Source organism: Sheuella amnicola (assembly GCF_010499255.1).
In the GTDB taxonomy this organism is placed as follows: Bacteria; Pseudomonadota; Gammaproteobacteria; order Burkholderiales; family Burkholderiaceae_B; genus Zwartia; species Zwartia amnicola.
On sequence record NZ_JAAGRN010000012.1, the window covers coordinates 19712 to 32858 of the forward strand.

At 51.0% G+C, this 13147-nt stretch carries 10 protein-coding genes; 7 read left to right on the forward strand and 3 right to left on the reverse strand.

Annotated features, from left to right (window positions below; all coding sequences use genetic code 11):
- The first annotated feature begins 15 nt into the window (after positions 1–15).
- Genes nrdD through G3I67_RS14280 form a run of 3 tightly spaced genes read left to right on the forward strand, consistent with a single transcriptional unit; the run spans position 16 to position 1668 of the window.
- On the forward strand, positions 16–219 hold the full coding sequence (gene nrdD, locus G3I67_RS15115; RefSeq protein ID WP_163656216.1) for an anaerobic ribonucleoside-triphosphate reductase: 204 nt from the start codon (positions 16–18) through the stop codon (positions 217–219).
- Positions 220–228: 9 nt separating this feature from the next.
- Positions 229–939, forward strand: a complete 711-nt coding sequence (locus G3I67_RS14275) for an anaerobic ribonucleoside-triphosphate reductase activating protein (RefSeq protein ID WP_163656217.1) — start codon at positions 229–231, stop codon at positions 937–939.
- Between the two features lie 3 nt (positions 940–942).
- Positions 943–1668, forward strand: a complete 726-nt coding sequence (locus G3I67_RS14280; protein WP_260074607.1) for a Crp/Fnr family transcriptional regulator — start codon at positions 943–945, stop codon at positions 1666–1668.
- Here G3I67_RS14280 and G3I67_RS14285 read toward each other — a convergent pair.
- The 3 genes from G3I67_RS14285 to G3I67_RS14295 all read right to left on the reverse strand — a co-directional run bounded on the left by G3I67_RS14285 (position 1577) and on the right by G3I67_RS14295 (position 4973).
- The gene (locus tag G3I67_RS14285; RefSeq protein ID WP_163656219.1) at positions 1577–2230 is read right to left on the reverse strand and encodes a response regulator; all 654 of its coding nucleotides are present in this window, start codon (positions 2228–2230) and stop codon (positions 1577–1579) included. The genes G3I67_RS14280 and G3I67_RS14285 overlap by 92 nt on opposite strands.
- A gap of 2 nt (positions 2231–2232) precedes the next feature.
- A complete protein-coding gene (locus G3I67_RS14290; RefSeq protein WP_163656220.1) occupies positions 2233–4161 on the reverse strand; it encodes a type IV pili methyl-accepting chemotaxis transducer N-terminal domain-containing protein in 1929 nt (642 codons plus the stop codon).
- A 95-nt stretch (positions 4162–4256) separates the two neighbouring features.
- Positions 4257–4973, reverse strand: a complete 717-nt coding sequence (locus tag G3I67_RS14295; protein WP_235931953.1) for a carbonic anhydrase — start codon at positions 4971–4973, stop codon at positions 4257–4259.
- Positions 4974–5137: 164 nt separating this feature from the next.
- On the opposite strand from G3I67_RS14295, the gene G3I67_RS14300 reads away from it, so the two are divergent.
- Genes G3I67_RS14300 through narH form a run of 4 tightly spaced genes read left to right on the forward strand, consistent with a single transcriptional unit; the run spans position 5138 to position 13130 of the window.
- The gene (locus G3I67_RS14300) at positions 5138–6400 is read left to right on the forward strand and encodes an MFS transporter (RefSeq protein ID WP_163656221.1); all 1263 of its coding nucleotides are present in this window, start codon (positions 5138–5140) and stop codon (positions 6398–6400) included.
- 6 nt (positions 6401–6406) lie between these two features.
- Positions 6407–7798, forward strand: a complete 1392-nt coding sequence (locus G3I67_RS14305) for a NarK family nitrate/nitrite MFS transporter (RefSeq protein ID WP_375539328.1) — start codon at positions 6407–6409, stop codon at positions 7796–7798.
- A 53-nt stretch (positions 7799–7851) separates the two neighbouring features.
- Positions 7852–11580 (forward strand): nitrate reductase subunit alpha, encoded by a 3729-nt coding sequence (locus tag G3I67_RS14310; protein ID WP_163656222.1) that lies wholly within the window; start codon positions 7852–7854, stop codon positions 11578–11580.
- Positions 11577–13130, forward strand: coding sequence for a nitrate reductase subunit beta (gene narH, locus G3I67_RS14315; RefSeq protein ID WP_163656223.1), 1554 nt, complete (start codon positions 11577–11579; stop codon positions 13128–13130). The genes G3I67_RS14310 and narH overlap by 4 nt, the downstream gene beginning before the upstream one ends.
- The last annotated feature ends 17 nt before the right edge of the window (positions 13131–13147 follow it).

The following is a 13147-nucleotide window of genomic DNA, read 5'->3' on the forward strand; positions in this document are numbered from 1 at the left end:
TCCGGGAGTTCAATCATGAATCAGGTGAATCAAGTCGAATACCATCAATTAGCCGCCAGTTCGCTGGCTGAGAGCTCAAGAACACGGTGTGAAGTGTGGACAAGAGTGATGGGATATCACCGTCCAGTCAGTTCGTTTAATACCGGCAAGAAGGGGGAGTTCAAAGAGCGAAAGTTTTTCGAGGAATCAAGGGTGAAATGCAACGACAATCAGATTTGAGACGTGTAAATGCGCCGTGAAGGATCTGCGATAGGCGGTTTTGTGCCGTTTTCGAGCTTGGACTGGCCGGGCCAGCTTGCTGCCGTTGTATTCATCAAAGGATGTCCCTGGCGTTGCGATTATTGTCATAACCCGCATCTTCAAAGCAGGAAGACGATTCCCGTTGTCCATATCGAGTCTCAAAATGCTCAAGGGAGTTTGGACTGGGATCGGATTCTCGAGTTTCTGGATGCGCGCAAGACTTTATTGGATGGCGTTGTTTTCACGGGCGGAGAGCCATTTACCGAACCGAATCTTGAAGAGATGATTGGACAAGTGCTTCACAAAGGATTCAAAGTCGCGGTTCATACGGCGGGCATGTATCCATCCAAACTTGAAAGGTCTCTGGAGTCACTTTCATGGGTTGGATTGGATATTAAAACCAAGGCTGAAAATTATGATTCGCTGACGCATCGCTCTGGAAGCGCCGAGCCGGTTCGCAAAACCCTGGAAAAATTGTTGAAGAGTGATGTTTCCTTCGAATGTCGTACTACATGGAGTCCGCAATGGCTATCAGAATCGGATTTAATTGATCTGGCGCAAGACCTGAGTGCCCAAGGCGTGAGGAAATATGCAATACAGAGATTCCGTTCGCTGGCGCATCGATCCGTAGGACATGAATTGAGTGAACAGAGTCTGCGAATTTTAGACAGTCTGTTCGAGCAATTTACCTATAGGTGAATGATGGGAAAGGTACAGGATACTTTTGAGCTGTTATCTCACTTGAAGCTGTTCGATGGTGTCTCCCCCGAGGTGCTACGGAATTTGGCGGATGCGTCCGTGCGAATCAGGCATCAGAAAAATGAAATGATTTTTCGGCGTGGAGATCTGGCGCGTGGCCTATATGTTGTTGTGATCGGAGAAGTCAAAATATCCATTCCGTCACAGCAAAGAGAGAAGGTGATCGAGTTTATCGGCCCCGGGCAAGCATTCGGGGAGGCGGTCATGTTTCTGGATCATCCTTACCTGATCAATGCCCAGGCGCTGAGCGACTGTTTATTAATGTGGCTAGACAAGCGCGACATCAAGCTCGCGATCGAACATGATGCCAAATTCTCCATGCATTTACTGGAGGGGTTATCCCGCAGGTTCGAGACGTTATTGAACGACATCGAAGTCGTTAATCTTCATACCGCAATCGAAAGGGTCACCGGATATTTGTTAAGTTTAAGTAACGAAGGCGAGGGTTTGATGCACTTGCCCAATAAGAAAATGATCGCTTCCAAGCTAGGCTTGACACCCGAAACGTTTTCGCGGGCGCTGGGCCAGCTAGCCCAGAGTGGATTTATATCGGTTCATGGATCAAAAATACAAATACTTAGAGAATCCCGTGGCCAACAGCATAAATCGCCGCTTGAACCCGGTTCGAGAGACCGAGCTTCTTCAGGATACTTTGCAAGTGTATTTTGACTGTGCTTTCGGCAACGTCGAGTTTGCGCGCAATTTCTTTATTACTTAAGCCGGCCGCAAGCTGAGCGAGAATTTCACGTTCGCGTGGTGTCAGCTTATCGATTTCAGGAGTAATCGGAGCGGGGGCAGGGTCATTGCGTATTTGGGCGAACAGTTTTTTTGTCATGTCGGCGGAAATAACGGAATCACCGTTCATGACGCGTTTTAACGAATCAAGTAAATAATCGGCATCGATGTTTTTCAGAAGATATCCTGCCGCACCGGCTTTTAACCCCGCCGACAAATCAGCGGCATCTTCCGAGACTGTCAACAAAATGACATGGGATTGAGGCGCATCCTTTCTGAGCAGTTGAGTGGCCTCAATGCCGGAAATCCCGGGCATATGCAAATCCATCAGAACGATATCTGGTTGTAATTCTTTGGCGCGTTTGATGCCTTCGAGTCCGTCGGAAGCTTCTCCGATGACAGAAAAATCTGGGTTGCGAGAGAGCAGGAGACGAATGCCGCTTCTGAAAAGATTGTGATCGTCCACCAGGAGTATGCGGATGGGATGATTGTCCATGTTCAGGCTGCTATGCGTGCAGAGCGCGGAATGGTTAGGCTGATGGTGGTGCCGTGATTGACCTTGGATGTGACAGTCAGTTTGGCATTGAGTTGCGCAGCGCGTTCTTTCATGATTTTAAGTCCGATGTGCTGCTCTTTATCAGAGGCGTGAATATTTTGATCGAAACCACATCCATTATCTTTAACGCTGAGCTCGAAATCGCGGTCATTCTTCAGGTCTATTCGGACTTGGCTGGCATGGGCATGCTTTCTGATGTTGGAAAGCGCTTCCTGCACGATGAATAACGCTTGCAATTCCTGCTCGGACGGAAGTGGGAGCCCATGATTATCCACGTTCAAATCTACCTTCAAGCCGGTTTGATGGCGGAACCGATCCACCGAAATTTTCAAGGCATCCAGGAGATCGCCTTCGCCGAGTTTGATTCTGAAGTTCGTCAATAACTCCCGAACGTCATCGTAACTTTCCCTTACGCCCGCATCGATCATTGCGAGCACTTCCTGAACCTCGTCCTTGGCATCGCGTTTGAGTGAATCATGTAGCATTTGGATCTGCAGTTTCAAGAAATTCAGGCCTTGAGCGATCGAGTCGTGCAGGCCCTGGGCAACCAAGTTTCTTTCTTCCGAGACGGCTAACTCTCGCGTGCGAGTGAGCAGGCGTTGATTTTCGATCGCCATACCCAGGTGCTGACCCACCGCTTCGAAGAGCTTACGATCTTCGCCCGTAAATTCTCTTGGTGTTTTGAAGTGAAGGGTGTAGCTACCCAGGTGCATATTGCCCAGTTTAATTTGAGCGATGGCGATCGAATTAAAGCCTTCCTCCTGGCATCTGTATTGAAGAACTTGCGGCAAGCTACGAAAGTCGTGCAGTTTCATTTCACCTTGCTGCGCTGCCTCGCCACACAGACAGTCGCCGGCGTGCAGGCATAATTCATCTTTGGCAAAGTTTTCCGAAATCCCTTGATGCACGGTCAGATGCAGATTGTTTTGGCGCAAGTCGAGAATGCGCACGGTTCCACCCGATGCTCCAAAATGTTCGATCAATTTAGATAAAAATCCCTCGCACCGCTGTTCGAGATCGCCAGCCTGACTCAAGTATGCCGAAAAGCCATAAAGAGTCGCTAATTCTTTATTCTGAGCTGCAAGTTGTCTGGTCTTCTGTTCAACTCTGTCCTCAAGATCGCTGTACAGCGCCTTTAGTTGAGCGGCCATGTCATTAAAGCCGGAGGCAAGCTCTCCAAACTCATCCCGACCTTCGACGGGAACACGCGCATCGAAATTGCGGGCCGTCATTTGCGAGATGCCGCGTTGTAGTGCCCCGACCGGGCGAATGACCCAGCCATACAGCAAATAAATCAATGCGACGCTGCTTGCGATCATGAGTACGATCAAAGCCAATTGAGACGCACGCAGTATCGAAGTGTCATATGCGTTTTCCGCTTCAATTTGCCAGACAAGCCTGTCTGCGATCGTGACAAAGTTCGATACTTCGTTCAAATACCGGGACACCCACTGCGCGCGTTGATCAGGATTTTTTTCGAAAGAGGACAAAATCGGCAGTAATTTGTTTTGCCATGTGTCCGACAATTGATGGAATTGCTTTTGGACGGTGTCACGACCAGGCATGCGAAGCGGACGCTGAGGGTCGCCATCGCGAAGATTGGCGATTGTTTTTTCCAGTGCCCGGATTTGCTGTTCAAGCTCGACCAAATTTGGTTTCGGCTGACTGAGGTTCAAGCCGATTCGAACCGACTGCATGCGCAGGCTTCCGGTATCGTTAACAGCCGCTGCAGCACCCTCCAGTGCCCACGACAGCCAAAGCGTGCCGACTACCATGGTCAAGCCGAATAATAGGCCGGTCAAACACACGGATACAAGGCGCACGCCTAGTTTATAGTTGCGGCCGATAGGGGATCGCCAGTTAACCGCCATGCGCAAATCCTGTTCGTTTTCCAAGTTATCGATAACTTGATTATCGCCTGATATTGAGCGCATAGAGTTTGGTTTCGATGACAGAGTCGTAATAATCAGGGTGTCCGGGCGCGCGCGGGCCTGCCCGTAGGTCCAATAGGTTCAAGCGCACAGACCATGGGCAGAAAACATCCCGATCTCTCGGAGTAGGCAAGAAGCTCACCCGCCGCCAGGTCGAAGTACCAGCCATGAACCGTTAATCGCCCTTCCTTGATGGCCTGTTTGACCCAGGGAAATGTCATCAAATTGTTAAGCGAGTTCAGGATCGAAGACTGCTCACATACCCTGCATTGCACCTCTTTGCTTGCGTTGCCGAATTTTGCCAAAGTACTTCTTCTGGCGGGTTCGGCGATTTTCATCCATTTACTGATGAAATCGAAATTGTCCGGTTTTTTTGGTTCCGTCCCCATTAAGGCGCGAATCCCGCCACATTGGGCATGACCCAAAATGATGATCCGTTCAACTTTCAGGTTTTGCAATGCGAATTGAATGGCGGCACTGACTCCATGGTAGCCCCCGTCATCCGGAGCGCACGGAGGGACCAGATTGGCAACATTTCTGGAAACAAAGATATCACCCGGTTCCGCCCCGATCAGATAGCCAGGGTCAACGCGCGAATCGCAACACCCTATCAACAAGGTGCGTGGATGCTGGCCCTGCACAAGTTCATTGAGCAAAGTCGGATCGTCGCCGTAGTGCTGTTGCTGAAAGCGTTCGAAACCGGAGATGAATTTTTCGAGATCGTGTCCGTCCATTCGTGAATTTTCAGGCATTTGTCAGATTGTTTCCATGAAGCAAACGGATAAGAACATCTAGTCCTTTGGTAGGGGGTGGCTAGGTCGAATGTTGTGCCTGACCCCCCGCATCTGGCGAATGTTCGATTTCGGCCGGACAACTTAATCTTCTATTACTGTCAAAAGCGAAAAAGGAAGCGGGCATGGATTCGCAAATGCGCAAGGCTAATATGGTGCTGGGGTCCAGCACATTTGCATTCACCATCTGTTTTGCAGTGTGGATGATGTTTGCCGTGATAGGTATTCCGATCAAGAAGCAGCTCGGTCTGAATGAAACCGAATTCGGACTGCTGGCGGCCACCCCGGTGTTGAGCGGGTCGCTGATTCGAGTCCCCTTGGGTATCTGGACGGATCGTTACGGTGGACGGATCGTTTTCTTTTGTTTGATGGTCACAAGCGTTGTCCCGATCTGGATGATGTCTTATGCGACCGAGTACTGGCATTTTCTTGTTTTGGGCTTGTTTGTCGGCCTGGCAGGCGGTTCGTTTTCAGTTGGTACTCCCTACGTCGCACGGTGGTTTCCCAAAAATCGTCAAGGCTTGGCAATGGGCATTTTTGGGGCGGGTAATTCCGGTTCGGCATTGACGAAATTTGTTGCTCCCGCCTTGATCGCGGGAGCGGGCGGGACATGGACGATTGTCCCCCAGGTTTATTCAGTCGCCATGTTGATTACGGCAGTGGTCTTCTGGTTATTCACATATACGAATCCGGCTCATAACGTTTCATCGACGGCGAGCTTTAGCGCGCAGTTAAAGATGTTGAAAGACCCTCGGGTATGGCGGTATTGCCAGTATTACTCGGTGGTTTTCGGTGGCTATGTCGCTTTAGCGTTGTGGATGACCAAGTATTACGTGGGCGAATATGGATTCAACATGCAGACCGCGGCATTGCTTGCGGCATGCTTTTCTTTGCCCGGCGGTGTTTTGCGTGCAGTAGGCGGATGGATATCTGATCGATATGGCGCGTACAAAACGACATGGTGGGTGATGTGGGTATGCTGGGTTGCGTTCTTCATTCTCAGTTATCCGCAAACCAATTTCACTGTGATGACGGTGAATGGTCCGCGTGAATTCTTCATCGGACTTAATCCGGTTGTGTTCACGATCCTGTTGTTTGTCGTCGGCATTGCCACTGCAATCGGGAAGGCATCTGTTTTCAAGTTCATATCTGATGATTTCGGGGCCAATATCGGTGCGGTATCCGGCGTGGTTGGTCTGGCAGGTGGTTTAGGCGGTTTTGTGTTGCCAATCATGTTTGGCGCCCTGGTGGATATCACCGGAGTGCGTTCATCAAGTTTCATGCTGTTGTATGGGACGGTTTGCGTCTCGCTCGTGTGGATGCACTTCAGTTTCAGAGCTGAGGGTGTGGCGAAAGGTCGTGCAGCACTCGCTGCAAATGAAAAATAGGAGTAGATGATGTCTTCAGGGTATGTTCTAAATCATTGGGAGCCCGAAAAGAGCGAGTTCTGGCAGAAGCAGGGCAGTCGTATCGCCAATCGCAATCTCTGGATATCGATTTTCGCTCTAATGCTGGCTTTCATTATCTGGATGTTGTGGTCGGTGGTCGTTGTCAATCTTGGCAAAGCCGGCTTCAATTTCAGTAAAAACCAGATGTTCTGGCTGACCGCCTTGCCTGCGCTTTCGGGTGCAACGCTCAGGATTTTCTATTCGTTTCTCGTGCCGATTTTCGGTGGTCGCAGATGGACGGCAATATCCACGGCTAGTTTGCTGATCCCGGCATTGGGAATGGGGTTTGCGTTGCGCGATCCGACAACAAGCTATCCGACGTTGCTGGTGTTGGCTTTACTTTGCGGATTTGGTGGAGGCAACTTTAGTTCCTCCATGTCCAATATCAGCTTTTTCTTTCCCAAGTCCAAGAAGGGGCTGGCAACGGGAATGAACGCCGGCATCGGCAATCTTGGCGTATCTGTTGTCCAGTTCGTGGTTCCCATGGTGATTTCTCTGGCCGTGTTCGGCACGATTGGCGGGGATGGTCACAATTACGCAGCTGCCGATGGCGTGCAAAAAACGATCTGGTTGCAAAACGCCGGATTTGTCTGGGTACCTTTTATCGTTTTGTCTACATTGCTCGCCTGGTTTGGCATGAATGACATCGCTGATGCAAAGGCTTCATTTGCCGATCAGGCGGTTATTTTCAAGCGCCGTCACAACTGGCTGATGTGTTGGTTGTATCTTGGCACGTTCGGTTCTTTCATAGGTTTCTCGGCCGGTCTTGCACTGTTGACCCAGTCTCAATTTCCCAACGTGAATCCGACCAAATATGCATTTCTGGGTCCCTTGGTTGGTGCGATGGTTCGCCCAATCGGCGGCTGGATATCTGACAAGGTTGGTGGCGCGGTAGTGACGCTCTGGACTTTCGTCGGCATGATTCTCGCTGTCCTGGGGGTTTTGTATTTTCTTCCCGCAGCGGGAGCTACAGGCAATTTCGAAGGATTTTTGGGAATGTTTATTTTGTTGTTTGCCTTGACCGGAATCGGTAATGGCTCGACGTTCAGAATGATTCCCGTGATTTTCCTTTGCGAGCGTCAACAGGCGGCTAATAAGGATGAGGCATCCCAGCGTCAGGCAACGCTTGATGGCGGAAAGGAAGCCGCCGCTGTGCTTGGATTCTCCGGTGCGGTTGGTGCTTATGGCGGGTTCTTTATTCCCAAGAGTTTCGGAACAGCAATTGATCTGACCGGATCACCACATGCCGCACTTTGGTGTTTCATTATTTTTTATGCGACCTGCGTTTTGGTGACGTGGTGGTTCTATGCCCGCCGTAATTCAACGATGCCTTGTTGATTCAAGAGTTGAAAGATTAAAGGTCGCAGCGCGCGACGAGTTTGGAGAGAAATATGAGTCATTTTTTAGATCGGTTACGGTTTTTTTCTAAGGCCAAGGAAGAGTTTTCCGATGGTCATGGTGTGGTGGTCGAAGAGGATCGAAAGTGGGAAGATGCGTATCGTCAGCGCTGGCAGCATGACAAGATCGTGCGCTCGACCCATGGAGTGAACTGCACCGGTTCGTGCTCCTGGAAGGTGTATGTCAAAAGCGGGCTGATCACTTGGGAAACCCAGCAAACCGACTACCCGCGCACTCGTCCGGACTTGCCCAATCATGAGCCGCGCGGTTGCCCCCGAGGTGCTTCCTACAGTTGGTACGTATATTCGGCTCAGCGAGTCAAGCATCCGATGGTGCGGGGTCGCTTGATGGAAATGTGGCGCGATGCCCGCAAGACGATGGATCCGATCGCGGCCTGGGAGTACATCAGTCAGAATCCGGAACGAGCCAAACGTTACAAGAGCGTTCGCGGTCTCGGTGGCTTTGTCCGTGCGGACTGGGATACTGTGACCGAGATCATCGCCGCAGCCAATGCCATGACGATCAAGAAATTCGGGCCTGACCGGATCATAGGCTTTTCGCCCATCCCTGCGATGTCGATGGTGTCCTACGCCGCCGGTGCGCGTTACTTAAGCCTGCTTGGTGGCGCCTGCCTGAGCTTCTATGATTGGTATTGCGACTTGCCGCCCGCCAGTCCACAAATCTGGGGTGAGCAGACGGACGTTCCGGAGTCGGCCGATTGGTACAACTCGACATATCTGATGGTCTGGGGTTCGAATGTTCCCCAGACACGTACGCCTGATGCTCATTTTTATACAGAGGTGCGTTACAAGGGCACCAAGACAGTTGCTGTCTCAAGCGACTTTGGCGAAATGGTGAAGTTTGGCGATATTTGGCTAGCACCCAAACAAGGCACCGATGCAGCCCTGGCAATGGCAATGGGGCACGTGATCCTGAAAGAGTTCCATTTGAGCGGCAAGTCTGCTTATTTCCGCGATTACGCCAAACAGTACACCGATATGCCGATGTTGGTTAAGTTGCGCGAGCACAATGGCAGTCTCGTACCGGATCATTTTCTGCGCGCTTCTCATCTGGCCAACAATCATGGTGAAGCCAATAATCCCGATTGGAAAACATTGTTGATCGATCGTAATTCCGGCGATCTGGTAGTTCCGAACGGTACGATCGGATTGCGCTGGGGCGAAGGTGCAGTCAATGATGGAAAACAAGTCGGCCGCTGGAATCTTGAAAAGAAAGATGCGGCATCGGGTCGAGAAGTGGATCCAGTCTTGAGCATGGTGGATCAGGCTCATGAAGTTGTCGGGGTGAGTTTTCCATATTTTGGCGGAGAGCACGACGAGTTACTTTTGCGCAATGTACCGGCCAAGCGTGTGACGCTGGCTGATGGATCGACTGCGCTCGTCACTACCGTCTATGACTTGCAGATGGCCAATTACGGTGTGGATCGCGGCCTGGGTGGCGCAAACGTGGCATCAAGCTTTGATGACGATATTCCTTACACTCCCGCATGGCAGGAAAAGCATACTACTGTTCCACGCAAACTGGTGATTCAGGTCGCACGTGAATTTGCACAAAATGCGCATGATACGCACGGTAAGTCCATGATCATCGTCGGTGCCGCGTTGAATCACTGGTATCACATGGATATGACTTATCGCGGCATCATCAATCTTCTGATGATGTGTGGTTGCGTGGGACAAAGCGGAGGCGGTTGGGCGCATTATGTCGGCCAGGAGAAGTTGCGTCCCCAGTTCGGCTGGGCGCCACTTGCTTTCGGCTTGGATTGGTCGCGTCCACCACGCCAGATGAATGGCACAAGTTTCTTTTATGCGCACACCAGCCAATGGCGTCATGAAAAACTGCATATTGATGAAATTCTCGCACCAACCGCCGATGCCGGTAAATACGCGAACCTGAGCATGCTCGATTTGAACGCGAAATCCGAACGGATGGGGTGGTTGCCGTCCGCACCGCAGCTGCAAACCAATCCTCTGGATGTGACGGATGCCGCAGCTGCCGCAGGCAAGGATCCTGTCGCTTACGCGGCAGAGATGCTCAAAAATGGCAGCCTCAATATGAGTTGCGATGATCCCGATAATCCAGCGAACTTCCCGAGAAATATGTTCGTCTGGCGCTCGAATATTCTTGGCTCGAGCGGCAAAGGACATGAATACTTCCTGAAATATTTCCTCGGCACGCAGAATGCGATGTTCGGCGATGAGTCCGATGCGATTCGTCCGAGCGAAGTGAAATTCCGTGAAGAGGCAGCAGAGGGCAAGCTGGATCTGGTCACAGTGCTGGATTTCAGAATGAGCACGACTTGTCTGTATGGCGATATCGTGTTGCCTACCGCAACCTGGTACGAGAAGGACGATCTGAACACGTCCGATATGCACCCTTTCATTCATCCTTTGAGTGAAGCGGTTCAGCCTTTGTGGGAAAGCAAGACCGACTGGGAAATCTACAAGTTGATTGCGAAGAAATTCAGCGAAATCGGCGGACCCTATCTCGGAACGAGAAAGGATATCGTTCTCACACCCCTGTTGCACGATACTCCGGGAGAACTTGGACAGGCGCTGGAACCAAAAGACTGGAAACATGGTGAATGCGATCTTATCCCCGGTAAAACAGCTCCGAACATGACAGTCGTTGAGCGTAATTACAACGACATCTATCGCAAGTTCACTTCTGTCGGTCCCTTGCTCGATAAGCTGGGTAACGGCGGCAAGGGTATCAACTGGGATACCAAACACGAGGTTCATGAGCTGGGCGAACTGAGTAAAACAGTGACTCAGGAAGGTGTCAGTAAAGGCCGCCCGCGTCTGGATACCGCTATCGATGCTGCAGAGATGATTCTGACTTTTGCTCCGGAAACGAATGGCCATGTTTCCGTGAAGGCATGGGGGGCACTATCGAAAATTACCGGTCGCGATCATACCCATCTGGCTGTCGGGCGTGAGCACGACAAGATTCGTTTTCGTGATGTTCAGGCCCAACCGCGCAAGATCATTTCCGCCCCCACCTGGTCGGGTCTGGAAAGCGAAGAGGTCAGCTACAACGCCGGCTATACCAACGTTCACGAGTTGATCCCGTGGAGAACGTTGACCGGCCGCCAGCAGTTTTACCAGGATCATCGCTGGATGCTCGATTTTGGTGAAGGCTCTTGCGTGTACAAGCCCGCCATTGATACCAAGACGATTAAACCGATGTTGGGCGTCAAGCCAAACGGCAACAAGGAAATCGTTCTGAACTGGTTGACGCCACACCAGAAATGGGGGATTCACTCGACCTATTCCGACAATCTGCGCATGCTGACACTCAGTCGCGGTGGGCCTCATGTCTGGATTTCAGAGGATGAAGCCAAAAAGGCCGGTCTGGTCGATAACGACTGGGTAGAAGTGTTTAACGTCAATGGAACGCTGACGGCGCGTGTTGTCGTCAGTCAGCGCATTCCGGATGGAATGTGCTTGATGTATCACGCTCAGGAAAAGATCGTGAATACACCGGGGTCGGAGATGAGCGGATTCCGGGGAGGAATTCACAACTCCGTGACGCGCACGGTTCTCAAGCCAACGCACATGATCGGTGGATATGCGCAACAGGCGTGGGGATTCAATTATTACGGAACAGTCGGAAGCAATCGTGATGAATTCGTGATTCTGCGCAAGATGAACAAGGTCGATTGGCTCGAAGGCAAGCTGGAAGAAGAGGTCGCAAAATGAAAATTCGTGCACAAGTAGGGATGGTGCTGAATCTGGACAAATGTATCGGTTGCCATACGTGTTCGGTTACCTGTAAAAATGTTTGGACGAGTCGGGATGGTGTTGAATACGCCTGGTTTAACAACGTCGAGACCAAACCAGGAATTGGATATCCCAAGGAGTGGGAAAACCAGAAGAAGTGGCTTGGTGGCTGGCAACGTAACTCCGCAGGCAAGCTTGAACCCAGACAGGGCAGTAAATTAAGGATCTTGGCGAATATTTTTGCCAACCCTAATCTTCCTGCCATTGATGATTATTACGAGCCTTTCACATATGACTACGAGCATTTGCAACAGGCACCTTTGAGTAAGACGCCCCCGACAGCTCGTCCGGTATCGGTGATTACCGGTAAAAAGATGGAGAAGATCGAGTGGGGTCCTAACTGGGAAGATGATCTGGGTGGCGAATTCCATGCGCGCAGCAAGGATGCATTGTTTGAAGGCGTTCAGAAGGAGATGTATTCCACCTTCGAAAACACGTTCATGATGTATCTGCCCAGGCTTTGCGAACATTGCCTGAACCCGACTTGCGTGGCGAGTTGCCCTTCCGGCTCGATATATAAACGGGAAGATGACGGTATTGTGCTGGTTGATCAGGACAAGTGCCGCGGTTGGCGCATGTGTATTTCCGGTTGTCCCTACAAGAAGATTTATTACAACTGGCAAAGCGGAAAGGCGGAGAAGTGCACGTTCTGTTTTCCGCGCATCGAAGCAGGTCAGCCGACAGTATGTTCGGAAACATGCGTTGGCCGTATTCGCTATCTTGGCGTCATGCTTTACGACGCTGACAAGATAGAGGGCGCCGCATCGGTGAGTAATGAACAGGATCTGTATCAAAGCCAGCTTGATGTGTTTCTCGATCCGAATTCGGAAGAGGTCATCGCCCAAGCCCGCAAACAAGGCATTCCGGAAAGCTGGTTGGAGGCCGCTCGTAAGTCGCCTGTATATAAGATGGCTTGCGAGTGGAAGGTGGCCTTCCCATTGCATCCCGAGTACAGAACGTTGCCGATGGTTTGGTACATACCACCGCTTTCGCCCATCCAGTCAGCCGCAGAGGCAGGGCATATGGGAATGAATGGCATTATCCCTGACGTGAAAAGTCTGCGCATTCCGGTCCGGTATCTGGCCAATCTTTTGACCGCCGGCAAAGAGGCTCCGATTGTCCACGCATTAGAACGGATGCTCGCGATGCGTGCGTACAAGCGTTCGGAATCGGTGCATGACGAAAAGGATCTGGCTGTTCTTGGACAAGTCGGACTGACTCCGGCAGAGGTTGAGGATATGTATCAGATCATGGCCATCGCGAATTACGAAGACCGTTTTGTTGTGCCTACCAGTCATAAAGAGTTGGTCGAAGACAGCTTTAACGATAAAGGTAGTTGCGGATTCACGTTTGGAAACGGTTGTTCCGGTGGATCTTCCGAAGGAACGTTGTTCGGCAAGAAAAAGCAGGGCAGTGAGATTTTCATCGACATGCCTAAATCGCGTAAGGCGCGAACCGAAACAATTTGAACCTATGCGTCGGCCGT

Excerpts from the sequence above, each read along its gene's own strand:
- G3I67_RS14295 (WP_235931953.1), bottom strand. The coding sequence starts at position 4,973 with ATGCCTGAAAATTCACGAATGGACGGACACGATCTCGAAAAATTCATC.
- G3I67_RS14280 (WP_260074607.1), top strand. The coding sequence starts at position 943 with ATGGGAAAGGTACAGGATACTTTTGAGCTGTTATCTCACTTGAAGCTG.
- G3I67_RS14290 (WP_163656220.1), bottom strand. The coding sequence starts at position 4,161 with ATGGCGGTTAACTGGCGATCCCCTATCGGCCGCAACTATAAACTAGGC.
- narH (WP_163656223.1), top strand. The coding sequence starts at position 11,577 with ATGAAAATTCGTGCACAAGTAGGGATGGTGCTGAATCTGGACAAATGT.
- nrdD (WP_163656216.1), top strand. The coding sequence starts at position 16 with ATGAATCAGGTGAATCAAGTCGAATACCATCAATTAGCCGCCAGTTCG.
- G3I67_RS14305 (WP_375539328.1), top strand. The coding sequence starts at position 6,407 with ATGATGTCTTCAGGGTATGTTCTAAATCATTGGGAGCCCGAAAAGAGC.
- G3I67_RS14310 (WP_163656222.1), top strand. The coding sequence starts at position 7,852 with ATGAGTCATTTTTTAGATCGGTTACGGTTTTTTTCTAAGGCCAAGGAA.
- G3I67_RS14275 (WP_163656217.1), top strand. The coding sequence starts at position 229 with ATGCGCCGTGAAGGATCTGCGATAGGCGGTTTTGTGCCGTTTTCGAGC.
- G3I67_RS14285 (WP_163656219.1), bottom strand. The coding sequence starts at position 2,230 with ATGGACAATCATCCCATCCGCATACTCCTGGTGGACGATCACAATCTT.
- G3I67_RS14300 (WP_163656221.1), top strand. The coding sequence starts at position 5,138 with ATGGATTCGCAAATGCGCAAGGCTAATATGGTGCTGGGGTCCAGCACA.